Origin of the sequence: Brevibacillus parabrevis (genome assembly GCF_003710905.1) — a bacterium.
Taxonomy (GTDB): Bacteria; Bacillota; Bacilli; order Brevibacillales; family Brevibacillaceae; genus Brevibacillus; species Brevibacillus parabrevis.
In genome coordinates this window covers 123,860-149,155 of the sequence record NZ_RHHV01000002.1, presented here as the reverse complement: position 1 = coordinate 149,155, position 25,296 = coordinate 123,860, and the positions used below count along the sequence as shown (strand labels likewise).

Genomic DNA, 25,296 nt, shown 5'->3' with positions numbered 1-25,296 from the left:
CTCCATCGTCGCTGCACTCAGACTCAGGCAGAAATGCTTACCGCTGCTGCGAGAATGATCAGGTGGAAAATTTGGTCGACCATAATCATCAGCCATTTGCTCTTCTCGTCTGTCACACCCATTACGCGACGATACCAAAAACCGACGAACCCTCTGCGGTCCAAAATGACGTGGGAGACAAAAATCAGGCCAATCGCCCACCAGGAAAGTCCTCCCGGCAAAAACAAAAACGCTACAATGCCCACGACCAGCGTATACACAAAGCAATGAGCCAAAAGCGGTCTCCACTGCTGCGCCTTGTACTTGGCCATCCACTCTGTTTGCAGCAAATAGTCGCCGATCAAATGGGCGAGAAACAATACGTCAAACTGGCTAAATGCACTCACTTTCCCTTCGTCTCCTTTATCAGCAACCGGGGGCGGCTTCCTGTGCCATGCTCATTTTCAGCTTCAACGTACATCTGCCCCTTCGCTTGCCGCTTCTGCGGTCATCCGGCGAAGTCTTGCCGCCAGTGCCGCGATAATCGTTGTAATGACCGTCTCGTCTTCCAGGCAAAAATCGTAAAACAGCTCATCACTGATTTTCACCAGTCTCGCATCCTCCAGCGCTGTTACGGTTGCCGAGCGCGGGGAACGCTCCAACAGAGCCATCTCGCCGAAAACATCCCCCTGGTGCAGCTCGGCAATCGCTCGTCCTTCGCGCTCCACACGAACGCTGCCCGCGATAATGCCGTACATGGCATCCCCCGTCTCACCGTAATGGACGATCGTTTCACCTGCGCGATACCTCACTTCTGCGGTTCCTTCGGCCAAAGCTGCCAATTGGCTATGGGACAAGGAGGCAAACATATCTACCTTGAACAAAACCATGAGCTTTTCTGTCAATGATGGGGCAGCTCTCTCCGCTTCATCCGGAATCGTCCGGCTGGCTTGATCGGGTAATTCGGGAACATCCCTGCTCTGCAAATTCCGCCCCCCGCCCGTCTCATTCATCGCCCTGATGCGCCTGCTCAGCACACTCGCTACGCGCAGGGCAAACTCCATGTTGCCGTGCAGCAAATCCGCAAATTCTTCCTCGTCAATCATGCCAATGGTGACCGGAGAAGCGGCGATTACACTGGCAGAGCGTTCCTCCCTGTCAAACAGGGACATCTCGCCAAAAAGTTCGCCTTCCTGCAAATGCTGCAGGACGCGGTGATCTTTGACGACATCGACCTCGCCCCGAAGCAGCAAGTACATCGCCTGCCCCATTTCGCCCTGGCGAATGATCGCCGTGCCGTTTTCCACATCGCGATGAGACATGCGCGCAGCCAGCTTTGCCAATATGCCGCCTGGCAAATCGGAGAATGAGCCTGTTCGTTTGAGGAAGCCCACGATGGTCAGCCGTTTGTGCTCCTCCTCGGTCAAGTCTCTTTCGCTCTGCCAGACGAAGGATCGATCCGCATGGGACAAATAAGTCAGGCAAGTCTGCAACCAAGCATCTCCTTTTGCAAAAAGAGACTGCCATACATGCGCATCTGCCTTTTTGAGCATCGACTGCTTGTCGTACTTCGCGAGAACAACAGGCAATATTAGCGCACGCAGTTGATTGGACAGCCATTGATCCAGCGCTTCCAGTGCATTTGCCTTTTGCCGCTCGTCGCCGCTTTCCAGATTGAACCGGATCATTTCCATCGATCTTCTCTCGTAATGCAGCGCCAGCAAGGCAAACATATTTTTCATGCTCACTTCTATTTCGTATTGCAAAGCATCCATAACCAATGCCGTGTCTGGATGCGGACTCAGCTCCTGCAAGGCGCGCAGTCCATTGTGGGCATGCCGCACTTCCAATTCAAGCAACCCCGCAAGCCGCTGACTGTCCTGCGGCTCCTCCGTCTTCAGCTTGACCAGCACATCTGCGATCTCGCTTCGGATGCTCGTCGGTGCCTTTTCATACGCTTGCAGTAAAAATGGGTACGTCTTTGCATCAGCCTGCTGTCCTACGATTCGCGCAGTGAAATGGGAGATTGTCTCGTCGGCTTCCGGTCGGTCCCATTCGGCTTGAAGCTGCATAAGCAACGTCTCCACCGGAAACCCGGACAAAGCGGCGAGCGCCTCTTTTTTCAATCCGGAGTTCGCAAGCTGCTGGAAAAGATCCGGGAGCAAGCGCTCATCGGCCAGTTTACCCGCTGTTGCCAGTGCAAGGCGCCGCACAGATGGGCTGACATCGTGCAGCAAGCTCTGGAGCGAAGCGTACAGCTGTTCATCCGGGCCAAAATACTTGAGCAGTCCATAAATGGCGGCAAACTGAATCTCCATGGCAGGGTCGTGCAAACAATCCAGCAACACTCTTTTTTCACTTTGATCGGCATATGCCGCAAATGTTTGAATAGCTTGCGCGCGCAGTTGGCGATTCTCCGCGTGGAGCAAAGGGAACACATACGGTTTCCAGGAAGGTACTCTCTCTTGCTCGATATACTGCAACACTTCGATTTGCAGCACGGGCGGAGCTTCCCGCAAAAGCGCTTCCAGATGCCGTGTCAGCGAAATCCCCGGAAGCCGCGCCAACAGTCGGAATGCTTGCAGCCGCTCCATGTCAGACGTCTCTTTGCTGCGATCCTCCATCACCTTGATGAGATACGGAGCCTGCAACACGGACAAGTCAAGCTCCGCCGCTTCCTGTCTGGTGCGCAAAGTAGCGAGCAGCATGTGCACGTATTCTTTTTTCACGGGAAAAATGGCGATGACAGCGACAGCAAGCATGGGCACCGTGATGAAGCTGAAACTGGTCAAGCTGATGCGGTCTGCCAAAACGATGAGCAAGATGGCTGCCACACCGCTCATCCCGTAGTCGATCACGCCGTTGACCAGTCCTTTTGCTCTGCCCCGCAAATGAGCCGGAATCGGAAAGTACATCAGCTCGCTGACCGATTGGTGAATCGTCTCGGCAAAAGCCCTGTAGCTGCCTTTCATGACAACAGCGACGGCGAGAACGGGCGCAAACCAGAAGGCAACTGAGCTTGTCAGCATGCAAAGCGGCATGACAAGAAAAGACGGGACAATTCCATAACGGGTAAGCAGACGAGTCGAGATAAAAATCTGAAAGATGAAAGAGATGATGCCAGCTACACTGTAAAATTGGCCGAGAAACCGGGCCAGCTCTTCTTCTGTCAAGCTTTGCGCCAGCGTCATTTTAAACTGATAATCGCTAAGGGTAATGGCGACGGATATCGTCCCGATGATGACAGCAATGTATTTGAGAATGGGGATTTGTTTGAACAAATTTCCTTGAGGGTGGTCTGGTGCTTGCTCGTTTCCAGGAGAGCTATCAGGAGGAGTGAGCTTTTCATGCGTATCATATGCCGCAGAAAGTCGTCTGACAAACCACAAACCGGACAAGACAAGGGCTGCGAAGACGTAAACCAGTTGTTCGGTGCCGATCAGGGGAGCCATGGTACTGGTCACGAAGCCACCGACAATCGCACCGCCGACACCACCAGCTGCCACGGTGCCGATGTGGAGCTTTGCTTGCCTCGCATCAAGTACGGATGCCATAAACGTAAAAAATGCCATCGTAACCAACACACTGTTCGCTTCATACCCCACGAACATCACCGGATAAATCCACGCGGCTCCTGTTTTCAACGCCAGTCCCGTCAAAACACTGAACAGACCGACATACAAAATCGATTGATTCAGCAAGCGATGCGCCGGCATTCGTTCGGAAAGCTTCTGGAAAAGGATACCCGCGATCACAACCGCTATCGTAATATACAAATACATGTAGCTAAGCTGCTTCGTGTCGTAGTGACTCAAAAACAGCGTGTCTGCCGTAGTTGTCCCGATGACAGTCGCCATCATGATGAGCGTGTAAAAAAGCGTCAGCAGCAAAACTTGCCGGAAAAGCGGCCCTTCGATCTTCGTTTGTCCATGCGTGAACAAACGACTCACAACGTCTTTGATCAATGCAGTAACCTCACTTCATGGGATGCGACATGTTGGATGGGAAAACAGGCGGGATAGCTGGATGGGAAAATCGTGGTAATCGAATATTCTGCGCCTTTCCTCCTAATTCCTTTTTATCTGCGTCAAAATTTGCAAAAAGAACGCCAGATGGTCAGCGCTTCTGTGATCAGACCAATTTACCATGCGTACAAAATACGGTATTCTTAACCAATGACATAACCAAGGAGGCGCATTGGAGCAAATGAACTACTCCTTTTCCGTCTGTTCTTCTGAATTGGATTACGATGCCTATTTGGCATTTTTGTTGGAGAATTACGCGCATATTCGCCTGCCTTACCCTTTCCCCGTTACGCTGAGCTTCCTTGCCAGCCCTCTGCTCATGGGGGAAGCTGCTTTTCTCATTTGCAACGAGGACAATCAGGTGATCGGGGCATTTTCGTACATTCGCGGAACAGGTGAACGCCAGTACGAAGATCGGCATATTGTCCAAATCCAAGTTGCCTGCATCGCAGAAGAGCACCGCTGCACTCGTTTGTTTCTGTACGCCTTACAGTATTTCACGCAGTATCTTGCCCATGGCGAGGAACAGGTACAGGAGTTCCGATTTTTTGCCCCTTCCGACGACTCTTTGCGCAGGCTGTTCAGCAAAATATCCTCGCTCACTGCCAGCCTGGAAACGGACTCTGGTCCGCTCGATGAGTATCGGGCTTCTTTTTCCGAGTGGCAAAGCTATGCTTCCCAATTCCGTCAAACGGCGCTTTTCAACTCATAGAAGGAGACGTTACCATGCTGGCTGTTCTCAAAAACTTACTGGGCTACATACGTCCCCACAAGTTGTTGGCCACTTTGTTTTTCCTCACGCTCGCTCTTGACCTCGCTTTCATATCTTTTGCTCCCCTCAGTTTCAAAATCATTATCGACAAAGCGATTGAGCCAAAAGATATGAGCTTTTTCAGCTTGATCATGCTCGTGCTCGGCATCACGGGTGTCATCTGCCTTGCCGCAGGAGTAGTCAGTGACTACGCCCTCGCCAAACTGAATGCCCGTGTGCAAAATGATTTGCGAAAAAAGCTGTTCGCTCACATGCAGCATCTGCCGATCGGCTTCTATCAAAAGTCCCGCTCCGGTGATTTGGTTTCGCATTTTTCCGTGGATCTCCCCGCCATCGAAGGAGCTATAGGCGTCCTGTTCACGACAGGGTTGCAGTCTCTCGCGGTTGTCATCATCAGCACGATTGTCCTGTTTTATCTCGAATGGACGCTTGCCTTGTGCATTTTGGCAGGAGCAATCGTGATTTTTCTCGGACCGTATTTGCTTGGCAAGCGCGCCCAAGCGATCAACTCCGCTTACAAAGAGCTTCTGGCCGCACTGACCAGCGACGTGCAGGAAAACATGGAGGCGCAAAAAGTCATCAAAGGCTTCAACCTACAACAAGCCATGATCGCCAAGTTCAACACGAGGCTCCAGTCGCTATTGCTCAGCAGCTACCGCAAAAATATGATGAACGCGCAATTGGAACGGCTCCCGATGGTCAGTCTGTTGCTGATCAACTTCACGATTATTGGCTTCGGCTCCTATCTCGCCCTCAAAGGCCATATTACAATCGGTTCGCTCGTCGCTTTCTTCACCATGTATACATCGATGGGCAACGCTGTGTTTAACCTGACTTTTACACTCCCGATCATTACGGATGCGCAAGTCAGCATGGAGCGCATCCAAAAAGTGTTTTCGGAGCAGCGCGAAGCTTTCGACAACCCGCACGCTCCGCCGCTCCCAAGTCTTGTGCCGGACGTGACTGTAGATGGTGTTACGTTTGGCTACCAGTCCGACCATCCGGTGATCCGCGATGTGACCCTGCACATCCCCGCAGGGACGAAAGCTGCCTTTGTCGGTGCCAGCGGTTCAGGGAAAAGCACGATGCTCCAGCTTTTGCTCGGCTTTTACGAGCCTGATTCCGGAGCGATCCGGCTAAACGGCCAAAACTTGCAATCGTTAAACCGCGGCTCATACCGTGAACAGCTCGGCATTGTTTTGCAGGATCATTTTTTGTTTCACGGGTCGCTGCTTGAAAATATTCGGCTCGGCAAACCGGATGCAACGCAGCAGGAAATCGTCGAAGCCGCCAAACAGGCGGAAATTCATGATTTCATCATGACGCTGCCCGATCAGTACGACACGATGGTGTTGGACGAAGGCAGCAATTTTTCAGGCGGTCAACGGCAACGCTTGGCGATTGCCCGCGCGATTTTGCGCAATCCGCGACTGCTTTTGCTCGATGAAGCGACTTCTGCCCTCGATCCGATAGCGGAAGCGGCGATTAACCGGACATTTGAACGGCTGGCCCGCGATCGGACAGTCATTACCGTCACACACCGCCTCGCTTCCATCACGGGAGTCGATCAAATTTTTGTGTTTGAACAAGGCAGGCTCGTCGACGCTGGCAGCCACATGCAGCTTCTGGCAAAAGACGGGTACTACAAAGAGCTGTGGGACAAGCAAAGCGGCTTGTCCATCTCGGATAGCGGCCAGGAAGCAACCATCGATCCGGCGCGCTTGTCCATGCTCCCGTTTTTCCGCGGTGTCGGTTCCGACGTACTGGCTGATATTTCCCATCTGTTCAATACAGAGACGTTCGCAGCCGGACAGCCGATCATCACGGAAGGCGAGACAGGTGAAAAGTTCTACCTGATCGCCCGGGGGCGTGTCGAAGTCAGCAAACAGTCTGGCGAGGCCAAGTCAGGCCGCATCCGGCTTGCCGTTCTGGAAGATGGCGACCATTTTGGCGAAATCGCTCTCCTGGAGGATGTTCCCCGGACAGCAACCGTGACGGCCCTTGCGCCTTGCGTATGTTTGACGCTGCAACGCAAAGTATTGCTCTACATCCTGACCAAACATCCTGAGATTGATGCCCATGTCAGACAAATCATACTGGAACGAAAAAAATAGCAGGAGGGGAACGGGATGCTCGTCCAATTTAGAAGCTGTAACAGCGATCTTGACTACGCCAGGTTTACGCTCTTTTTTCTGCAAAACCGTCATGCATTCAGCCCGTCCTTTTCGCTCGCCGACTCTCTCATTCATCTCCTTGGTTTTCTTTCCGACTCGCAAGTCATTTTGATCGAGGAGGGGTCGACCAAAGTGATTGGCTGGGGGCATTATCAATTCATGAATGCGGAGCGGGAAGCAGCTCCAGACGGGGAGACTGCTTTCATCCACTCTGTCTTCGTCTCCCTGGACTATCGAAGCAGCAGAGTGTTTTTGCGGGGGTTTCGCTATCTCGCAGAGCAGATTCAAGCCGTCAATCATCAAGCGCGATATGTTGAGTTTTGTGCGCGTTGTGAAGATGACTACCTGAATCGGCTTTATTCCAAATTCGCGCAGGTTGTCGGTGAGCAAGAGGGGCATTTTGGTCAGGAAAACATCTACAGAGTGGAGCTATCCCGACTTGTCGCCTATTTGGGCATGACCAAACAGCCAATTGACGGTAAAGAAACTTAAATGCTATCCTATAGAAGATATTCCCATACCATAGGAAAGGAGGACTACGTGATGGTTATGGTCCCAACTTTTAAAAGTAAAGGTGGCAAAAAGCCTTTCTCTGCCTCTGTTCAAAACTTCTCTACTCTTCTGATGAAAAATGAGCAGTTGCGCGTTGCTGCTTCTTCCGCGAAGTAACGCCAAAAAGCTGAACAAGCTATGTTTGTCGTAGCTGTTCTGACTTTCCTAAACCGTTCCAATTGAAAAAAGTGGTTGGCAACGGGAAACCTTGCTCAATCACTTTTTTCGTTTGCCCTCGTAAACACAAACAATTTCCCATCCGCATTCAATACTTGCGTCCCTTGTGTCCACTCGACCAAATGCTCCGCCCAATGCACATGCCCGCAGCAAACCAGCGTAGGAGCGTGCTGTTGCAGCTTCGTTCTGATTTCCGCCACTCCCGGAAGCCCCAGAGCAGGCTCGTCTGGCCCCTGGTGCAACAGCAACACATCCGGCTCCTTTCGCAGCAGCGCCGCAAGCGATTGCAAAAATGACGGCAAATCCCGGCGATTCGCTTTGTCCGAACGGCCAATAATTCCTCCCAAACCCGCGATGCGAAGCTGATTCGCCAGTACGATTTCCGGTTCAGAAATGAGCGTGACCCGCTCCATATTGCGCAGCTTCCCGATAGAATCAGCTTCAAACAAATCGTGATTGCCCGCCACACCGACTACATGCCCGAACTCTTGGCGAAAAGCAGTCCACACGGAGAGTGGATCGCCGCTGCTTCCCCTTTTTAGCGGATCGGCGTACAAATCGCCGCACAGCAATACTAGCGTGCGCTCCGGACGTACCGACGGCTTCTCGACTTGCAGCAACAGCGAAACAAAGGCTGGCAGCACTTCTCCCAGCAACACTTGCTCATGCTCGTCAGATTCCGTCACCCCCTGCAAATCAGATGTCACGATAACGGCATCGCACCAATCTGGCATCTCAGCCATTTCCCCCAAATAAATCGGCAGCCAGCTTTGGATGACTCCTTTGTCGCCCGCTCCCGCTGTCAGGTAGGGGAATTGCTCGATCGGTTCCTGCGCCATTTTTGTAATTCGCATGCCCCTGCTCCTTCCCGAAGGCTGATCACGACCGCAGCTGTTCTCTTGCTTCCATCAGCGCAAAACCGAGCAAATTTTCACCGCGCCAATGCTCAGGACGCTCTGCATGTGGATGATCCGCCCCCAGACCAATTCCCCAAATTCGATCGTACGGACTTGCTTCAACCAGAACCCGGTCTTGCGTATTCAACAAAAACTGTTTCAAATCGGGATGTTGCGCGAATTTGAGCAGGTTCGCCTGGCGGACGATCTCGCTTTTGTGCGCATCCCAAATTTTTTCATCAAAGGAGCGAACCTTTCGTCCCAATGTTTTCGCTTGCTTCGGATGCTGTGCGCGGAGAATTTCCTCACGTACTGCATGATCGCCAAACAGCTCCGCCTTTTTTGCCATCATGTAGTGCTCTGCCGTCAAGTAGCGGACGCCATCCTCCTCGAAAGCAGCCGGATACCACTGGCTGAAGCACGCTTTATCGACAACGCCCTGCTGCTTTGGTGTGTGGCCCCAGAACAGCAAGTATTTGAATCTTGTTTTTTTCGCTTCCTGAATCAAAGTCTGAACATCCGCTATACGCACCATTGCGTGCTCACCCCTTTTGGTCAAAATAATTACAAGCAATCCCACGTATAAAAAACTTGGGAAAAATCCAAGCGAAGCAAATCTTGCTTGCGAATGAAAAAGTTCGCTACCCCGCTGTCGCCCCAAGAGACGTAGTAACTCTTGTGATCGCCTTCCATATCCAGCTGAAAGAGCAGCTCCATTTCTTCTTCTCTGACATCGTCCTGCGAAAAGTAAGGGTAGCCTCCGATCCGCGACCCGCTTGCATCTGTCAAATCCCAGTATTTCGAATAGGCCACTTCATCCTGATCGGTAGGGAGCTGGTACTGATCTGCCCTGTGATTTTTGTAAGGAATCAGCTGTTTTTCCAGCTTGCCCGTCAGCTTGTACGGGCCGCCCAAAACGGGACTGTACAAGTCGGGGTCTTCGGGCTGATATGGATCGATCTGCTCCGAGTCGATCACGTCAGGAAAATGCCAGACGTGAAAAGCCTGGTCGAGCAAGCCGAAAGTATCGTCCTGTTTTACAAAAAAGCTGGTAAGTCCACTCGTCGGATACCCTTCCAGCGGTGGCATCTGTGCCCAATTGATTTGCGCGATGAACAAATAATCTCTTCCCTCTTCGTCCTGCGGGATCGCGAGCTGCGGAGGCAGCCACGGCGTTCCTCCCACTTTGCTGTCGGTTATCGTCGCAGGCTCTTTGGAGAGCGTTAACTTGACAGATGGCTTCGCTGTTTGCTCGATATATTGCATAAATTCTGGCGTCCATTGCTTGTTGGCATCAAGAAATTGCATCGACACTCACCTCATCACTTCTGATGAAATCGCTGAAATCATCCTATTATTGGAAATGCATACGTGTATTTTAGCGAATCATAGTGCCTCCCGCAAACAAGAATGAAAAAACCAGCTCCCCCACGGAAGCTGGCCTGGCAATCTCTATACTTTTTTCACAAACTCGGATTTCAGCTTCATCGCGCCGAAGCCGTCGATTTTGCAGTCAATATCGTGGTCGCCGTCAACGAGGCGAATGTTTTTTACTTTCGTCCCGATTTTCACTACCAGGGAAGTGCCTTTTACCTTCAAATCTTTGATGACTGTTACGGTATCGCCGTCTTGCAAGACGTTTCCGTTTGCATCCTTGATGACTTTTTCTCCGCTATCCTCGGCATCCCCTTGCAGTGACCACTCGTGGCTGCACTCCGGGCAGATGAGCATGCTTCCGTCTTCGTACGTGTACTCGGAATTACATTTTGGGCAATTTGGCAATTTACTCATGCATTTCATACCTCCATCCAATTACGGCTCATTTTAACATAGGATGAGCTTTCCTGCATGGTGGAGGCATAATTGCTCCCTGACCCATTAGCCATGAATGGCGTGCCCGAGCGCACCGCGTACGGCTTCTGTCAAAATCTCTGATAGTGTCGGATGCGGCGCGATAAAGTTTTCCATCGCGTCGGCGGTCATTTCGGCATGCATCATGAGCGCGGCCTGGCCGATCAGTTCCGTTGCCCGCGCCCCAACCAGCGTAATTCCTACGATCTCGTGATACGTCGGCTCCACCAGCACTTTTACTTTTCCCGCTGTCTCTTGCAAAATCATCGCTTTGCCGTTCGCTGAAAAAGGAAACTCGCCCACGAGCAGCCCAGCGTATTTCTCCCTGGCCTGACGCTCGGTCAATCCGACGGAAGCGACCTCTGGCGACGTATAGATGCAGCGCGGCACCGCGCGCAGGTTAAGCATGGCTTCTTCCCCGCATGCGTTGCGGGCAGCGACTTCGCCTTCATGAAAGGCCACGTGGGCAAGCTGGATGCCACCGCAAGCGTCACCCGCCGCGAAAATATGCGGCTGGCTTGTCTGCATTTGCTCGTTTACCTCTATCCCACGCGCTGTAGCTTTGACTCCTGCCCGCTCAAGCAGCAATCCGTCCAAACGCGGCTTCCTTCCGATCGCAACCAGCACAGCATCGGCCTTTATTTCCGCCGTTCCTTCGGGTGTGCGGATGCGCGCCGTCCGCGTCGTGCGATCGAGCGCCTCGACACTGCTGGAAAGATGAATCTGCACTCCTTGCTGTTTCAGGCTTCGTTCCAGAAACGCCGCAATGTCCGGGTCTTCTCCCGGCAACAGCTGCTCAGCCATCTCCGCTATGACCACCTGGCTCCCCAGCCTGCTGTATACGGAAGCGAACTCGCAGCCGATCACTCCCCCGCCTACGATTACGAGCACAGGCGGAGGTGTCTCCAGCGACAGGAAATGGCTGCTGTGCATAATCCATTCGCCATCGAATGGGGCAAAAGGCAGGGCGATCGGCTCCGCCCCTGTCGTTACGATGAACTTCTCTGCTTCGATTTTGCTCGTGCCGTTGGCTGTCTCCACCAGGAGCGCACGCTCATTTTCAAAGGCTGCGCTGCCACGTATCACTTGTACCTGATTGCGCTTCATCAAATAGTGCACGCCGCCGGTCAGCTTTTGCACGATGCTTTGTTTGTAGGCGTTGATTTTTGCCCAATTGACCTGCACGTGGTCAGCAGCTTTTTCGATGCCAAAGCGCTCGGCATGAAGCACGTGCTGATACGTGTCCGCACACTCCAGCAGCGCTTTTGTCGGCATGCAGCCTTCGTTCAGGCAAGTGCCGCCGAGTTCCTTTTTCTCGATTAACACAACCTGTTTCCCGGAACGCGCCGCTGTGATGGCAGCTACGTAACCCGCAGGGCCTCCGCCGATGATCGCGATATCGTACATGCTCTTCCCTCCTAGATCAGCAGACTGTGCGGCGCTTCCAGATAAGACCGGACTGTCGCCAGGAACGCCGCTGCCGGAGCGCCGTCGAGTACGCGATGATCAAAAGTCAGCGAGAGTGGCAAAAGGCTTCGCCGCTGCAGCTCGTCACCGACGAACACGGGGGTGTCTTTTGCCGCGCCAATGCCCAATATTCCGGTTTCCGGCGGGTTCAACACAGGGGTAAACGTGTCTACGCCGTAGCTGCCGAGATTGGTAATCGTAAAAGTCGAGCCTTTCATTTCTTCCGGTGCGAGCTGATTTTGCTTGGCACGCGCACTCACTGATTTCAGCTGGCGCGACAGCTCCACGAGCGTCATTTTTCCGGCGTGGCGGACGACCGGGACGACCAGACCTTTGTCGAGGGCTACCGCCACACCCAAATGAATGTCGTCATACAGCTCGATCCGGTCGTCCAGAAGCGCGCTGTTCATTTGCTTGTGCTTGGCAAGCGCCAAGACTACTGCTCGGGCAATCCAGTCCGTGACAGACGGCTTGAGCTGATAGCGGCTCTCGATTTCCGGCGAGAGCTTCTCTTTTAGCTGCAAAAGCTCTGTAATATCCGCCTGCATCGTGATGGTCAGCTGGGCGCTCTGCTGGAGGCTCTGATACATTCGCTCGGCAATCACCTTGCGCATGCCAGCGACAGGGATGCGTTCCGGCTGGCTTTCCGCTGCGCGGTCGGCTGCCCGTTCGCTTGTTTCTACTGCGATAGCTACGGGAGCTGCCTGGGCTGCCGTTGGCGGTGCTGCGGTTTCCTGCGCAGCCTTGATCGCGCGCTCTACATCTTCCTTGGTGATTCTTCCTTGCGGCCCTGTCCCGGCAATCGTGGTGAAGTCAAACCCTGCTTCCTCGGCGATTTTGCGAGCTACAGGAGAAATTTTCACGCCATCGCGCGGGCGTTCCAGAACAGCTGTCGCGGCTATGGATGCACCTGCACTCGTACCTGTCGCAGCGCTCTGTCCGTCAGCGGTCGCCAGCGTTGCAGCCGATTCGGCTTTGGCGTGCGCCTCGGCAACGACCGCAGGAGTGGCTGCCAATTCGCCAGGCTGCCCGATTACCCCCAGCACGGTGCCATAAGGAACGACGCCACCCGCGGGAACTTCAATTTTCAGCAGTACGCCATCTGCTGCAGCCTCTACTTCCATTTCAATTTTTTCCGAGCTGATATCGACGATGCCCTCTCCTTTTTTGACCGCCTCGCCCTCCCGTTTTTTCCAGGCGATCACCGTTCCTTCCACCATCGCCATTCCCAGCTTGGGCATGATGATATTTTCTGCCATCCCGCTCTCTCCTCTCCTATTTTGTCTGTCCCTTTTCAGCGCGAAAAGCACCCGGCATTAGCTGCTGCCGACGCCGAGTGCTCCCAGTCGATCAGGAAACGACCGTGATCGATTCGTCTCCGATCATTTCCGACACGACCTGAATGACCTTTTGCGGCGATGGGAGATACAAATCTTCCAACACCGGAGAAAACGGAACAGGTGTATGCGGCGCAGTAATCCGCTTGATTGGTGCATCCAGCGTATCAAAGCCTTTGTCGGCGACTAACGCGGCGATATCGGTTGCGATGCTGCACCGCGGATTCGCTTCGTCGATCACAATCAGGCGATTCGTTTTGGCGACAGAGGCGAGAATCGTATCCTCATCGAGAGGTGACAGCGTGCGCGGATCGACCACCTCGACCTCGATCCCTTTTTTCGCCAATTGCTCGGCTGCCGCAAGCGCCGTCTGAACTTGCTTGCCAATGGCGACAATCGTCAGGTCGCTGCCCACACGCTTGATATCCGCAACACCGAGCGGAATGGTGTAATATTCTTCCGGAACTTCTCCTGTCGTGTTGTACAACGTCTTGTCCTCGAAGAAAATGACGGGATCGTTGTCCTCGATGGCGGCAAGCAGCAAGCCTTTTGCCTCATAAGGTGTGGACGGCACAACCACCTTGATGCCGGGGATGTGCGTGAACATGGCGTAAAGGCTCTGCGAGTGCTGTGCTGCCGCACGGAAGCCTGCTCCGTGCATCGTGCGGATCGTAATCGGCACCTGTGCCTTGCCGCCAAACATGTAGCGGAATTTCGCCCCCTGGTTCATCACCATGTCGAGACAGCTGCCGATAAAATCGTTGAACATCAGCTCGGCAATCGGCCTCATGCCTGTTGCCGCCGCTGCCATCGCAGCGCCGATGTAGCCAGCTTCGGTAATCGGCGTATCCAGAACGCGCTCGCGGCCAAATTCCTGCACAAGCCCTTTGGTCACGCCAAGTACGCCGCCCCACGCCTCATCGTCCTGCAAATGGTCGACTTGCGCCCCGCCAGCCACATCCTCGCCCAGCAAAATCACGTTTTCATCGGCTCTCATCGCCAGTTTCATCGCTTCATTAACCGCTGCGGAAAAGCTGATTTTTCTCGTCATGTCCTCCATCCCCCTCTCTTAGTACGACACGTAGACGTCAGTCAGCAGTTCGCTTGCACTCGGATACGGACTTTCCTCGGCGAAGCGGATCGCTTCCTGGATCGCACTGTCTACGGCTTGCTCGATTTCTGTCAGCTCTGTGTCAGACATGGTTTGCGATGTCGTCAAATGATTGCGGAAAGAAGTGATCGCATCCTTTTCATTGAGATGCTCCTGCTTGTCGAGCTCTTTTTTGTACTTCTGCGCATCCCCTTCAAAATGGCCGTAGTTGCGGTAGGTCACACATTCGATCAAAGTCGGCCCCTCGCCCCGCCGCGCACGGGCAACCGCTTCTTCGGCCGCCTGGTAAACAGCCAGCACATCTTTTCCGTCCACGCGCACTCCCGGCATATTGTAACCGCTTGCACGATCAGCGATATGTGTGCAGCTGGAGGCGTATGTAAACGGCGTCGCCTCTCCGTAGCCATTGTTTTCCGCTACAAATACGACAGGCAGCTTCCAGATTGCCGCCAAATTCAAGCCTTCGTGGAAGGTGCCCTGGTTGTTGGCTCCGTCTCCGAAGAAACAAACGCTGACCGCATTGGTCTTTTTCAGCTTGGCGGTCAAGGCAGAGCCGCATGCCAGCGGGAAACCGCCTCCGACGATCCCGTTCGCGCCCAGCATGCCTTTGTCCAGGTCAGCGATGTGCATGGAGCCTCCCTTTCCTTTGCACAAGCCAGTCGCTTTTCCGTATATCTCTGCCATCATTCCATTCAAGTCGCATTCTTTGGCAATGCAGTGGCCGTGGCCGCGATGTGTGCTGGTGATGCTGTCCTGCTGGTTCAGATGGACGCCAAGCCCCACCGCAATCGCTTCCTCCCCTGCATACAAGTGGACAAACCCCGGCAGCTTGCCTTGTCCGAACAATACGTGAACAGCGTCCTCGAACTTGCGAATCTCCAGCATTTTGCGGTACATCCATTTCGCCTGTTCACGGGACAGCACCTGTTCTTCCGCCTGGATTACTTTCATCAGATACGCCTCCTCCATCGTGACTTGTTTGGAACGACCCGGTCGATCGCTCTTGCCCTTTTCTTATGTGCAATCTCTGTGCCAGCCTCAATCTGCGCGTGTTTGCGGCTTTTTCTGCTTGGACTGTCGGCACCAGGTAGTACAAAGTGAGACATCGTCCCGTTTTGTCTCATTTTTTCTCACAGCAGCTTGTGGAGCGAAGGCTCACTTGAGATCGGTTTCCCGACTGTACAGATACGATCCAGCCGTCATGACCGTGTGATTGCACGCGAAAAGGTACATCCGCGTTCATGAGCTTTCATACGTTTTTCATGAAAAAGCCGAACCGATTTTCACGCACAAAAAAAGCCGGTTCTTTTTAAGAACCGACCAGTTGACGATGCCTGCCTTTTAACAAATCGAGCGCCTGCTTCGCCTCGTGCGCAAGCGAGTCTGGACAAGCATCCAGCACCGCAACAGATGACTCCGCGTGTGCGTGCAGCAGTTCCTGCAAGCGCAGGACAAACCCTTCCACTCCCCCGGACACTCCCAGCTCGGACAAGCTTGCCATCCGCCCCGGCTGTACTTGCGGAAACTGCTCGCCGGGAGCGCCCATAGCTGCCTTTTCGTAAAAAGACTGGATGATCTCTTCGTACGTGCGCCCGCAGCCTTCGACATTGATGAACGCCTGGACCGCAACCGCCCGAGTCAAACGCCGCTGAGCGATCCCGCAAAATTTATATCCAGCAATGGCGAGATCGTAAGTGCCCGGACAATAAGCCCCTTCTACTTCACCGCTGCTCATTTTCGCTCCGTCGTCGCCCAACGTCGCACGAATCAACTCCACCATCCGCAGAAAAAACGGCTCGGGATTCAAGTCAGAAGCGGCAACAGGCATCACCAGCGACAAGTTGATCACTCCCGGCGCCAGCGGAACGGCAGCCCCGCCTGATGGACGGACAGCGGTCTGATACCCCGCTGCCTCCAACTGTCGCACAGCTTCAGCCGCATGCGGCAGCTTGGCATCACGCGCGCCCAAAACAATCGCTTTTTCATGCCGCCACAAGTGAATGACAGGAGCAGTCGTCGGCTCCTGTGAACATAGCCGGGCATACGCCTCGTCAACGCTAAAAGGGATCAACACCTCCCCGCGATACGGCCGGGAGACCGTAGCAAGCAGTTGAACAGGCGTTTGCTCCCACCAATAAAATGGCATGCGTGATCCCCCTCTCGTGCTCTTTCGTCAGAGCCGATACTTTTTCAGCTTGCGGTAAAAAGTGCTGCGCGGAATACCTAGCAGCTCAGCCGCTATAGAAGCGCTGCCGCCGCTTTTTTCCAGAGCTTGCACGATCGTCTGCCGCTCCAGTTGTTCGCGGTAACAGAGCGAGTCGGCTTCGTAAAAAGACGGCTGCTGAATCGACTGTCTGGCCTGCGGACGCAGCTCATAATCAGCTCCTGCCTGCATCACATCGCAAAGTAACCGCTTCCAATCCTCTCGGGGAAGGACTCGCAGACGTTCAACAACGTTGTACAGCTCGCGTATATTGCCCGGCCAGTCATACGCCATCAACTCATCCAGCAACGCTTTTGGCAAATCAAGCTGATAGCCGTTTTTGTGACAGTAGTGGCGAATCAGCAGCGGAATATCTTCTTTCCGCGCCCGCAGCGGCGGCAGCGCTACAGGGAGGACGTGCAGCCGATAGTACAAGTCCTCGCGAAAGCTGCCCTCACTCACCTGTTGCCGCAAATTGCGATGTGTAGCGGCGATGACGCGAATATTCAGTGCATGCTCTTCCGTACTGCCGATCGGCGTGACTTTTCGCTCTTGCAGGACGCGCAGCAAAGCGACCTGCATGGCAGCGGGAATCTCCCCGATCTCATCCAAAAACAACGTGCCGCCGTTCGCTTGCGCCAGCTTTCCTGTATATCCGCGGCGGCGCGCTCCGGTAAATGCCCCCTCCACATACCCGAACAGCTCGCTTTCCATCAGCTCGCGAGGTATAGCGCCACAGTTGACTGCCACAAACGGCCCTTCCCGGCGCGGACTGTTGTCGTGTATCGCTTGTGCGACCAACTCTTTTCCCGTGCCGCTTTCGCCATAGATCACCACGTTCCCGTCCGTTGGCGCGATCCGCTCCAGCTCCCGCAGGACGTTGCAAAAGGCTGCGCTCGTTCCCGGCTCGCCTTGGAAGCGGAATGAGGAGGAACGGTTCACAAACATCCGCGCAAGTCCCGCATCGCTTGTCGCCAGCTCGATCACCCAGCCAATCAAGCCCGGATGACGTTCGGAAAACAACGGCGCTTGCCGCGCTTCGAAAAAACCGTACTCCGCAACCTCATGTCTTCTCAGATTGGTCCAGTTGGCGATTCGCTTGCGTATATCTGCGCTCGCATACACTACCCGGCCTTCCTGATTGCAAAAAATGATGGGCCGCTGTCCTTCGCCTGGCAATATCATGGCGCGTTGCAGCAATTCCAGTTCGTCCTGCTGCCGCTGCTTCATCCAAGCCTGCTCGATGGAGTAAGCAAGCGTCATGACAGTCGCCATCGTCTGCGGGTGACTGCGCTCGACAGGGCTTGATACGTCAATGATTCCGAGCAGCGAGCCGCTGTCGTCCCGGATGGGGGCCGCAAAGCAGCTCCAGCGATGCGAGGCAACCGAATAGTGCTCGGTTCCGTTGACCATGATCGCTTCTTTTGCCAAAAGCGCCGTGCCGATTGCGTTCGTGCCCACCTCATCCTCTGTCCAGCGTACCCCTTCGACAAAATTGATCGCATTGGCATCGTGAAGCGCCCGCTTTTCGCCACGCATGCTCAAGACGTAGCCCTCGGGGTCAATCACGAGCGCGATCATCCCCACGTCGTGGATAAAAGGCGACAGTCGGTCAATTTGCGGCAAGGCAAGCTCCAGCAGCAGGCGACTATTCTCCTGTTGTCTTTTCAGCGCATCCCCGGCGAGTACAACCTGCCCTGTGCCTGCATACGGGTTTACCCGGCTGCTTTTGCAGCGATGCCACGATTCTGTAATCCGTTTGTTGATTCGTGCTGAGTCAATTACACCTTCTTGAACAAAACGTTTCCACATCCGCAACGAAACGCTTTCCTCGAGCATGCATCAACCACCCTCCGCTCTACGAATCAAGCCTTTTCATCAAGAGTATCCCGAATGTTCAGAAGTTTCAAGGTCTGTCCTCTGATTTCGCACAAACGTCATAGTAGCAAAAGGAGAGGGAAGCAGCTCCCCCTCCTGTTTCGCGAAACAATTAATTGACCTTCACTTCGATCACGGTCGTGACCATTTTCCACGTCTTGCCGCCAGATGGCACTTCCACACTCAGTTGAACCTTGGCTGTGCCAGCCTTTTTGGCGATCAGGCTCTTGCCGTCTGCTGCCACTTCCACTGCCGCGTCATGGTTGTCAATCAGGCGAATGCGGGCTGGCGCCAACTGGTCTTCCGCCACGCGATAGTCGATGATCGCTTCGAGCGGCTTCACTTCACCTGCGGTCAATTCCAGCGAGCTTTGCGGCGCATCGACGCGAATTGGTGCTGTCAGCAAACGTTGTGCGTAGTCGGTAACAACCCCGCTCACACCTGTACGCAACGCTTCCTCAATCTGCGCATTTTCGTTTACGGTGTACACGCCGAGCGGCAATCCGCGATGCTTGGCGTAGCGCGCCAGCTCCGGTGTCAAAATCGCCTGGTCGAGGAAGTATTGGGCATTGAGCTGGATCGCATCTGTGACGAGCTTCTCCGCGTATTGATCCTTCTTCGTTTCCGGCTTGGAGCCGCTCAGCACATAGCCCAGCCCGACTTCGGGATTCAACGCGGCAAAACGGTTCAATACTTCCGAGCTGAAGCTGCAAAGAATGACGTCTTCCACCATGTCATGCGCTTCAATGGCTTCGATGATTTCTCTTTCGTAGCCGATGCTTTTTGCTTCCAGATCGAGTACGGCTTTGCCTTTTGCCGCTTCCAGCAGCTCGTCGAGTGTAGGGATGCGGGCATCTGTAATCTCAGGCTGGTACCAGTCCGGGTTTTCCGGGTCTTGCTTGTTGGCAACCAGTGCGCGAAGCTCTGCCAGCGTGTAGTCTTTTACTTTTCCCGTGCCGTTTGTCGTGCGCTCCAGATCAAAGTCGTGAATCAGGACAAGCTTGCCGTCCTTCGTCTTATGAATGTCCGTCTCCACGATATCTGCTCCCAGGTCAATGGCCTCCTGGAACGAATACATCGTGTTTTCCGGCTTTTTGGACGGAATGCCGCGGTGCGCGTAGACGATCGGCGGCTGTGTCAACGTCTCGGTCGGATAGGCTGCCAGAGCAGACAACACCGTTTCTGGCTGTGCAGAGATGATTCCGCGCACACCCATGCTGACCAGATCGTGATGCTGCACGGTTCCGGCTTTTTCGATTGCCCATACCGTAATTCCCCGCAGACGGAAATAGCGAGCCACTTCCGCATTCACACGGTCGTAAGGCAAAATCAGCACGTTCGATTTGCTGGCGCGTACGGTTTTTACCAACTGCTTTTGCTTGGCCAAATCAAGCTCGTCCACACCGTCCAGGATCGCGCCGCGGTATTCATCGTTTTTCTCCCGCATTGCACGGACAATCTCCGGGTTGCTCGATACGATGTGCACATCGGTCAAGGAACGCTCTGTCAAAAGCTGGTCAACAGCTGGCACCAACTCCTTCGATTCGATGGACAAAATCGGAATCGCTTTGTTCGCCAATTGATCGAGGGCATCGGCCAAAAGCGGTCTGTCTCCCGCCGACACAATCAGTTGTCCGTCAATATTTTTGCCTACGATCAAAAATACGGAGGAAACACCGGACGAAGCCAATGCCGAGACATCGCCGGATTGATAGCAGCCAATTACTGTCACTGGCGATACAACACCAGTCTCTGGCTCCTTCACGATCAGGACGTTGTCTTTCAAATCGGATTTCGGAATTTTGTCTACGAGAGCATCCGGGCCGAACAGAAGACCTCCCGGAGTCGGATTAGGCTGGTCGACAAAATCTTTGGAAGCGTCGTTCGTATCTTCACCTGTCAAGCGTTCCATCGTGTGACCGCCTGCCACTCCCGGGTGTGCCGTTACTTGCGGGAATTTGGCATCGCCGTATACCATGGCGTCAATGACGCGCGCTCTGGATCAGCCAAAATCACATGATCGCCGCTGTTAGCCAAATACAGGCTGCCAGTAGCCCACTTCGTCGGCAGCATTTGCGGTACATCGTCCATCGACTCGAAAATTTCAAAGTCCGGTTTCGTCTGGTGACGCTCTACGATGCCATCCGCGTAACGGGCGACAACGATTGGCTGGTACGGTTGAATGATTGTCCCCGGCGGGAACGCGTGCATTCCCTCGCTGCCGCCTTTTGTTTCTTCATCTCCAATCAAATAGCCGCTAATGTCGATAGCTTTATCCGATATGTTCGTAATCTCGACAAATTCGCCCGTGCTTTCATCAAACAGCGGATCATTCATAACCTCTGTGATGATCAAAGAGTCGCTCGGACCAAAGTCCGGTTCTTCCGGCTCCTTGTCGCTCCACGTTCCCGGACTTGGGAACAGCGAGTAAAAGTCGACCGAAGCATCTCCCGTTTGCTTGATTCGCTGCAAAGATTCGCCCAAGTTGTTCAACGGCTTGGCCGCCTTAACTTTTTTGCCGTTAAAAGTCGTGTCTTTGATGTATGGAACATAGTCGAGAACGTTGTACTTGTCGTCCATCAGCAGCACGTCATCGCCGCCGTTTGCCATGACAATCGTCCCTGTTGCCCAATCGGTCGGCAGTAAATTCGGCACATCCGGGTCGTCTTGCGGGTTGTACTGCTCGACAGGCGGAAGCTCAAAATCGGGAGTATAGCGGTATTTGGCCTTGTTGATCAGCGACGATTGGGCAATCGTGATGGATTGTCCGGGAGCAAGCTTCGTGCCTTGCGGAAAAGCGAACATTCCCTCGCCGCCGCCTCTTGTTTCCTCATCGCCGATCATGTAGCCGCTAATATCGACGGTTTTCGTTCCCAGATTGGAAATCTCCAGAAACTCGGTTCCATCGTCGGAGCCGTCTGCATCGTACAAAATTTCCGTAATTTTGATCGGCGAGTCTTGCATGATCTGCAAAGCTTCCACGCTCGGTACAGCAGGAATTTCCTCTGGAGCTGGCGCATCAGTTGGCACCTCGGCAGGAGCTTCTCCTGGTGTCGTCTCGGCATCACCTGCGGGCACTTCCCCTGGCGCTTCCGGAGTTGCTGGGTCGTTCTCTCCGGCGGTAGCGTCTTCGGCTGCTCCGGTTTCTGGCGCGTCTGTCCCAGTCTCTTCTGCCTTCGTGTCGCCTGCTGTGCTGCTTCCTGCTTCTGTCTCAGTGACCGCTGTCGCATTCTCGGCATGCACCGGGACATTGCTGAGCAGGACGGTCAACGCAAGTACAGATGCTGCCGCTGCCCTCTTTTGCGTTCCTGTTTTGCCTGTTTGCTTCGTCTGCTTTCTTTTCATGCTCCCTCTCCACTCCTTTTGATCATGGTAGTAGTGCGGTTTGCTTGCTTACACGAGCTGCAATCGCTCCAGCAGCACGCTTTTTCCTTGCTGAAGCTTGACCAGCTCTGTGCCCGGCGCATATTCCAAAATCAGCTGGCAATCCGGCGCGGTCTGCGCAAGTGTGGCAAAAACAGGCTCCCAGCTGATGCCGCCTTCTCCAATCGGCAAATGATCGTCTCCTGTTGCGTAGTTGTCATGCAAATGCACGGCAAGCAGTCGGTGCGAAATACTGCGAATGAGTGCCGGAATGTCCCAATCGTTCAAATAAGCGTGTCCGGTGTCGAGCAAGTACCCTGCGACGCTGTCCATTCCATCCAGAAAAGCCGCAAACTCCGCTTCGCTGAAAATCGACGCGCCTTTGTAACCTACATTTTCCACAGCCAGCTTCACGCCGAGCGGCGCGGCTATTTTGCACAGGCGATGAATCGCGTCAGCCGCTCGCATCTGGGCAATTTCCTTGTCAAAGACGGGCGAGAAGCAAAAGCCGGGGTGAATCACGACATGCTCTGCCCCGATGTTATGCGCGAACTGGATCGCTTTCGCGTACTCGGAAAAAGACGCTTCGCGAATCGCTTTGTTCTCGCTGGTCAAGCTGGTGTCCCATGCTGGCGGGTGCACCGTGTACCCTGCGTTGTACTGGGGCAACACTTTGCTCATGCGGGCGATCTGATCGTCCATGGCATCCCATTGCAGCCCGTCCATCAAAAGCTCGATTTTGTCTGCGCCGTGTTCCAGAAGCAACTCGATATTCGCCTCAATCGGCTGCGTCAAAAGCGCCAAGTCGGAGTAGCAAATTTCTTTTTTCATCCCCGTCACCTCATGCGTAAATGATTTTGTCTTCGCGTATTTCCAGTTGCACCTGATCTCCTTCGTGGATCAGCGTGTCGTTTCCGACGTCGATAACGAGCTTTTGCCCGCCGGACTCGGCAATGACGCGGTAATGATCGCCGAGAAAAATCACGTCCTGCACGCGTGCAGAAAAGCCTGCTTCTTGCGTGAGATATACGTCCTCCGGGCGAAGGAACACGTCGATGTCCGCGACTGCCCGGCTCTCCCCTTTGTACGGAAGCTGGTAAAATCCCAAATCGAGGACGTTGCCACGCTCCGCTGTCTTGACCTTTGCCCGCAAGCGGTTCACTTGCCCGACAAACTGGGCCACAAATGAAGATTTCGGCTTGAGGTAAATCTCTTTCGGCGTACCGCTCTGCTCGATGACCCCTTTGTTCATCACAACAATCCGGTCGGCAATCGCCATCGCTTCTGTCTGGTCATGCGTCACGTATACCGTCGTAATGTGCAGCTTGCGAAACAACTGGGCCAGCTCCAACCGCAGGTGCTCCTTCAATTTGGCATCCAGTGCCGTCAACGGCTCATCCATCAGCAAAATCATCGGGTCAGTCGCCAGCACGCGGGCAATCGCCACACGCTGTTGCTGCCCGCCAGACAACTGAATAGGCAGTCGCTTGCGCAGCTCCGTCAAGTTCATCAAGGCGAGCAGTTCCTCCAGCTTGGCCTTCTGCTCCTGCTTGCCGATTTTGCGCAGCTTCATGCCGAACATGATGTTTTCTTCCACCGTCATCGTAGGAAACAAGGCGTACTGTTGAAAAACAAAGCCGATCCCCCGCTTTTCCGGCGGAAGCTGGGTAACGTCGCGATCCCCGATCAAAATACGTCCGGCTGTCGGCTGCTCCAGCCCGGCAATCATCCGCAGCAGCGTGCTTTTCCCGCAGCCAGATGGCCCGAGCAGCACCAGCACCTCGCCTGCCGCTACCTGCAAATCGATCGGCTGCAAGGCCGTCGTTCCATCCTGAAAAGTTTTTGATACGCCACGAATGGCAATTTCCATCGATTGCACCGTGCTCTCCTCCATCTACACCCCTCCGTTTCGCGAAAAGGCCGAACTCTGGTTCAGGCGATGCAGCAAGTACATCAGCGGAATCGCCATCGCCAAAAACAGTGTCGTGTACGCACTGCCCAATTCAATCCGCAGCGTCGAGTACGCTTCGTACAGCCCGATCGGCAATGTCACCGTCAGCGGCGTGTACAGGAAAAAGTTCATGTTGAACTCGCCGAGCGACAGCATGAATACCATGACGGCACCGGAGAGAATCGCCCCGCGAATGCTCGGAAAAATCACATGGAAAAAGCGGTACATCGGCCCGGCTCCCAGCGTAGCTGCGCATTCGTCGAGCGTGCGAAAATCTTTTGTCCGCAGCGTGCCGAGCACAGTCCGAAACATCAGCGGAAACGTAATGATTACATGCCCGACCAGCATCAAGGCACCGGATGCGCGCATCGCGGGATACGTCTGAATCAGCGCCAGGGCAATCGCAATGCCTGGTACGGCGATCGGCAAAGACAGCAGTTCCTCCAGCACAAACACCCAGCGGCTTTTCCAACGGTAAAACCAGTAGCCGGCCATCGTGCCCAGCACCGTATTGACCAGCACCGTGCAAAAAGCGAGCACCAGCGTAAAGCCAATCGTATGCCCAAATTTCTCGAATACTTTTGCATACCAGGACAAGGTTACGCCCGCCGAATACATGTCAGCGCCCCAGTACACCGCAAACGATCCGGCAACGGTAAACAACAAGGGAGAGAGGATGAGCGCACTGATCAGAAAAACCAGCACGTAAACCAACGCTTTTCCTGCTGTTTGCATCAAGAACGCCCCTCCTTCTCGACCAGCACGCGATACCCGAGGTTAATTCCCACGCAGACAAGCCCGATGACGACCGCGATCGCACTGGCTACTTCAATGTTGAAATTGAGCGTGAACTCGTTGTACATCAGGATCGGCAAAATATCGAAGTCGTTCGCCAGCGTGAAAGCTGTGCCGAATGCACTCATCGACGTGGAAAAGGCAAGTGCTCCCGCCGAGAGAAAGATCGGATAAAGCGTCGGCAGCACCACATAGCGGATCGCCTGCCATGGCGTGGCCCCGATAGTTCGGGCAGCCTCCTCCAGCGTCTGGTCAAAATCTTTGATCGCCCCGTACAGCGTCATCACAATGCGCGGAATCTCGAAATACAGGTAGGCCAAAAAAATTCCGGCAATCGTGTAGGCAAACACCAGCTTTTTTTCCCCGGTCAAAAGCTCGGACAACATCGGCAAAATGCCCGTCGAACCAAACAAAATAATGATCATGAAGCCAACGACAACGCCCGGAAAAGAGATCGGAAAAGTCAGCAGCGTAAAGTAAAGCGTCTTCCCCGGAAACGAATGCCGGGCCAAAAAGAAGGCGAGCACAGCAGACAAAACCAGCGCAACCAAGGTCACGGACAGAGACAGCCACAAGCTGTTCCACAGCGAGTGCAAATACTGCGGGTTGGTGATGATCTGAGCGTAATTGCCCGCCGTAAGCTCGCCGCCGCGCTGAAAGCTCGCTACGACCAGCACGATGAGCGGATACAGGAAAAAGAACGCAAACAGCAGGAAAATCGGTAAGACAAAGACGGCAACGCCCATTCTTTTCATAGACAAACTC

General features: G+C 54.1%; 22 protein-coding genes. 4 read left to right on the top strand and 18 right to left on the bottom strand.

The annotated features are described in order from the left end of the window. Positions 1 to 23: 23 nt before the first annotated feature. Together EDM60_RS01290 and EDM60_RS01285 are read right to left on the bottom strand one after the other, a co-directional pair. Positions 24 to 386, bottom strand: coding sequence for a DUF3307 domain-containing protein (locus EDM60_RS01290; protein ID WP_122962330.1), 363 nt, complete (start codon positions 384 to 386; stop codon positions 24 to 26). A 63-nt stretch (positions 387 to 449) separates the two neighbouring features. Beyond that, positions 450 to 3,944, bottom strand: coding sequence for a cyclic nucleotide-binding domain-containing protein (locus tag EDM60_RS01285; protein WP_122962329.1), 3,495 nt, complete (start codon positions 3,942 to 3,944; stop codon positions 450 to 452). 241 nt (positions 3,945 to 4,185) lie between these two features. Between EDM60_RS01285 and EDM60_RS01280 the strand changes: the two genes are divergently transcribed. From EDM60_RS01280 to EDM60_RS29365, 4 genes are read left to right on the top strand one after another with little or no spacing between them, the layout of a single operon-like run. Next, entirely contained in the window at positions 4,186 to 4,716 is a 531-nt protein-coding gene (locus tag EDM60_RS01280) for a hypothetical protein (RefSeq protein WP_122962403.1), read from the top strand. Positions 4,717 to 4,730: 14 nt separating this feature from the next. Continuing rightward, positions 4,731 to 6,890 carry an ABC transporter transmembrane domain-containing protein gene (locus EDM60_RS01275; protein WP_122962328.1) on the top strand — a complete coding sequence of 720 codons (2,160 nt, stop codon included), beginning with the start codon at positions 4,731 to 4,733 and terminating at the stop codon, positions 6,888 to 6,890. Between the two features lie 15 nt (positions 6,891 to 6,905). Then, complete coding sequence (locus EDM60_RS01270; RefSeq protein ID WP_122962327.1) at positions 6,906 to 7,442, top strand: GNAT family N-acetyltransferase; 537 nt, start codon at positions 6,906 to 6,908, stop codon at positions 7,440 to 7,442. Between the two features lie 48 nt (positions 7,443 to 7,490). Further along, on the top strand, positions 7,491 to 7,619 hold the full coding sequence (locus EDM60_RS29365) for a hypothetical protein (protein WP_267901855.1): 129 nt from the start codon (positions 7,491 to 7,493) through the stop codon (positions 7,617 to 7,619). Positions 7,620 to 7,714: 95 nt separating this feature from the next. On the opposite strand, the gene EDM60_RS01265 is transcribed toward EDM60_RS29365, so the two are convergent. From EDM60_RS01265 to EDM60_RS01190, 16 genes are all read right to left on the bottom strand, one after another. Further along, the gene (locus EDM60_RS01265; RefSeq protein ID WP_122962326.1) at positions 7,715 to 8,533 is read right to left on the bottom strand and encodes a metallophosphoesterase family protein; all 819 of its coding nucleotides are present in this window, start codon (positions 8,531 to 8,533) and stop codon (positions 7,715 to 7,717) included. A 25-nt stretch (positions 8,534 to 8,558) separates the two neighbouring features. Further along, positions 8,559 to 9,110, bottom strand: coding sequence for an NADAR family protein (locus tag EDM60_RS01260; RefSeq protein ID WP_122962325.1), 552 nt, complete (start codon positions 9,108 to 9,110; stop codon positions 8,559 to 8,561). Positions 9,111 to 9,139: 29 nt separating this feature from the next. After that, positions 9,140 to 9,883 carry a YwqG family protein gene (locus EDM60_RS01255; protein ID WP_122962324.1) on the bottom strand — a complete coding sequence of 248 codons (744 nt, stop codon included), beginning with the start codon at positions 9,881 to 9,883 and terminating at the stop codon, positions 9,140 to 9,142. Positions 9,884 to 10,027: 144 nt separating this feature from the next. After that, positions 10,028 to 10,366: a zinc ribbon domain-containing protein YjdM gene (locus EDM60_RS01250; protein ID WP_122962323.1), complete on the bottom strand. Its 339-nt coding sequence runs from the start codon at positions 10,364 to 10,366 to the stop codon at positions 10,028 to 10,030. 87 nt (positions 10,367 to 10,453) lie between these two features. Next, positions 10,454 to 11,833: a dihydrolipoyl dehydrogenase gene (gene lpdA, locus EDM60_RS01245; RefSeq protein WP_122962322.1), complete on the bottom strand. Its 1,380-nt coding sequence runs from the start codon at positions 11,831 to 11,833 to the stop codon at positions 10,454 to 10,456. 11 nt (positions 11,834 to 11,844) lie between these two features. Beyond that, entirely contained in the window at positions 11,845 to 13,152 is a 1,308-nt protein-coding gene (locus tag EDM60_RS01240; RefSeq protein ID WP_122962321.1) for a dihydrolipoamide acetyltransferase family protein, read from the bottom strand. Between the two features lie 91 nt (positions 13,153 to 13,243). Beyond that, positions 13,244 to 14,281: an alpha-ketoacid dehydrogenase subunit beta gene (locus EDM60_RS01235; protein ID WP_122962320.1), complete on the bottom strand. Its 1,038-nt coding sequence runs from the start codon at positions 14,279 to 14,281 to the stop codon at positions 13,244 to 13,246. Between the two features lie 18 nt (positions 14,282 to 14,299). Further along, positions 14,300 to 15,292 carry a thiamine pyrophosphate-dependent dehydrogenase E1 component subunit alpha gene (locus EDM60_RS01230; protein WP_122962319.1) on the bottom strand — a complete coding sequence of 331 codons (993 nt, stop codon included), beginning with the start codon at positions 15,290 to 15,292 and terminating at the stop codon, positions 14,300 to 14,302. A 358-nt stretch (positions 15,293 to 15,650) separates the two neighbouring features. After that, entirely contained in the window at positions 15,651 to 16,487 is an 837-nt protein-coding gene (locus EDM60_RS01225; RefSeq protein ID WP_122962318.1) for a lipoyl protein ligase domain-containing protein, read from the bottom strand. 27 nt (positions 16,488 to 16,514) lie between these two features. Then, positions 16,515 to 18,383, bottom strand: coding sequence for a sigma-54-dependent Fis family transcriptional regulator (locus EDM60_RS01220; protein WP_122962317.1), 1,869 nt, complete (start codon positions 18,381 to 18,383; stop codon positions 16,515 to 16,517). Positions 18,384 to 18,534: 151 nt separating this feature from the next. Continuing rightward, positions 18,535 to 20,400: a glycerophosphodiester phosphodiesterase gene (locus EDM60_RS01215; protein ID WP_122962316.1), complete on the bottom strand. Its 1,866-nt coding sequence runs from the start codon at positions 20,398 to 20,400 to the stop codon at positions 18,535 to 18,537. Then, on the bottom strand, positions 20,367 to 21,767 hold the full coding sequence (locus tag EDM60_RS29030; protein ID WP_122962315.1) for a lamin tail domain-containing protein: 1,401 nt from the start codon (positions 21,765 to 21,767) through the stop codon (positions 20,367 to 20,369). The genes EDM60_RS01215 and EDM60_RS29030 overlap by 34 nt, the downstream gene beginning before the upstream one ends. Before the next feature lie 48 nt (positions 21,768 to 21,815). Continuing rightward, positions 21,816 to 22,616, bottom strand: a complete 801-nt coding sequence (locus EDM60_RS01205; protein ID WP_122962314.1) for a sugar phosphate isomerase/epimerase family protein — start codon at positions 22,614 to 22,616, stop codon at positions 21,816 to 21,818. A gap of 10 nt (positions 22,617 to 22,626) precedes the next feature. Next, complete coding sequence (locus EDM60_RS01200; protein WP_229049777.1) at positions 22,627 to 23,679, bottom strand: ABC transporter ATP-binding protein; 1,053 nt, start codon at positions 23,677 to 23,679, stop codon at positions 22,627 to 22,629. Next, positions 23,680 to 24,471 carry an ABC transporter permease gene (locus EDM60_RS01195; RefSeq protein ID WP_122962313.1) on the bottom strand — a complete coding sequence of 264 codons (792 nt, stop codon included), beginning with the start codon at positions 24,469 to 24,471 and terminating at the stop codon, positions 23,680 to 23,682. It abuts the gene before it with no gap. Next, positions 24,471 to 25,286: an ABC transporter permease gene (locus tag EDM60_RS01190; protein WP_122962312.1), complete on the bottom strand. Its 816-nt coding sequence runs from the start codon at positions 25,284 to 25,286 to the stop codon at positions 24,471 to 24,473. The genes EDM60_RS01195 and EDM60_RS01190 overlap by 1 nt, the downstream gene beginning before the upstream one ends. Positions 25,287 to 25,296 lie beyond the last annotated feature (10 nt).

Excerpts from the sequence above, each read along its gene's own strand:
- EDM60_RS01280 (WP_122962403.1), top strand. The coding sequence starts at position 4,186 with ATGAACTACTCCTTTTCCGTCTGTTCTTCTGAATTGGATTACGATGCC.
- EDM60_RS01275 (WP_122962328.1), top strand. The coding sequence starts at position 4,731 with ATGCTGGCTGTTCTCAAAAACTTACTGGGCTACATACGTCCCCACAAG.
- EDM60_RS01270 (WP_122962327.1), top strand. The coding sequence starts at position 6,906 with ATGCTCGTCCAATTTAGAAGCTGTAACAGCGATCTTGACTACGCCAGG.
- EDM60_RS01265 (WP_122962326.1), bottom strand. The coding sequence starts at position 8,533 with ATGCGAATTACAAAAATGGCGCAGGAACCGATCGAGCAATTCCCCTAC.
- EDM60_RS01260 (WP_122962325.1), bottom strand. The coding sequence starts at position 9,110 with ATGGTGCGTATAGCGGATGTTCAGACTTTGATTCAGGAAGCGAAAAAA.
- EDM60_RS01255 (WP_122962324.1), bottom strand. The coding sequence starts at position 9,883 with ATGCAATTTCTTGATGCCAACAAGCAATGGACGCCAGAATTTATGCAA.
- EDM60_RS01250 (WP_122962323.1), bottom strand. The coding sequence starts at position 10,366 with ATGAGTAAATTGCCAAATTGCCCAAAATGTAATTCCGAGTACACGTAC.
- lpdA (WP_122962322.1), bottom strand. The coding sequence starts at position 11,833 with ATGTACGATATCGCGATCATCGGCGGAGGCCCTGCGGGTTACGTAGCT.
- EDM60_RS01240 (WP_122962321.1), bottom strand. The coding sequence starts at position 13,152 with ATGGCAGAAAATATCATCATGCCCAAGCTGGGAATGGCGATGGTGGAA.
- EDM60_RS01235 (WP_122962320.1), bottom strand. The coding sequence starts at position 14,281 with ATGACGAGAAAAATCAGCTTTTCCGCAGCGGTTAATGAAGCGATGAAA.
- EDM60_RS01230 (WP_122962319.1), bottom strand. The coding sequence starts at position 15,292 with ATGAAAGTAATCCAGGCGGAAGAACAGGTGCTGTCCCGTGAACAGGCG.
- EDM60_RS01225 (WP_122962318.1), bottom strand. The coding sequence starts at position 16,487 with ATGCCATTTTATTGGTGGGAGCAAACGCCTGTTCAACTGCTTGCTACG.
- EDM60_RS01220 (WP_122962317.1), bottom strand. The coding sequence starts at position 18,383 with ATGCTCGAGGAAAGCGTTTCGTTGCGGATGTGGAAACGTTTTGTTCAA.
- EDM60_RS01215 (WP_122962316.1), bottom strand. The coding sequence starts at position 20,400 with ATGGTATACGGCGATGCCAAATTCCCGCAAGTAACGGCACACCCGGGA.
- EDM60_RS29030 (WP_122962315.1), bottom strand. The coding sequence starts at position 21,767 with ATGAAAAGAAAGCAGACGAAGCAAACAGGCAAAACAGGAACGCAAAAG.
- EDM60_RS01205 (WP_122962314.1), bottom strand. The coding sequence starts at position 22,616 with ATGAAAAAAGAAATTTGCTACTCCGACTTGGCGCTTTTGACGCAGCCG.
- EDM60_RS01200 (WP_229049777.1), bottom strand. The coding sequence starts at position 23,679 with ATGGAGGAGAGCACGGTGCAATCGATGGAAATTGCCATTCGTGGCGTA.
- EDM60_RS01195 (WP_122962313.1), bottom strand. The coding sequence starts at position 24,471 with ATGCAAACAGCAGGAAAAGCGTTGGTTTACGTGCTGGTTTTTCTGATC.
- EDM60_RS01190 (WP_122962312.1), bottom strand. The coding sequence starts at position 25,286 with ATGAAAAGAATGGGCGTTGCCGTCTTTGTCTTACCGATTTTCCTGCTG.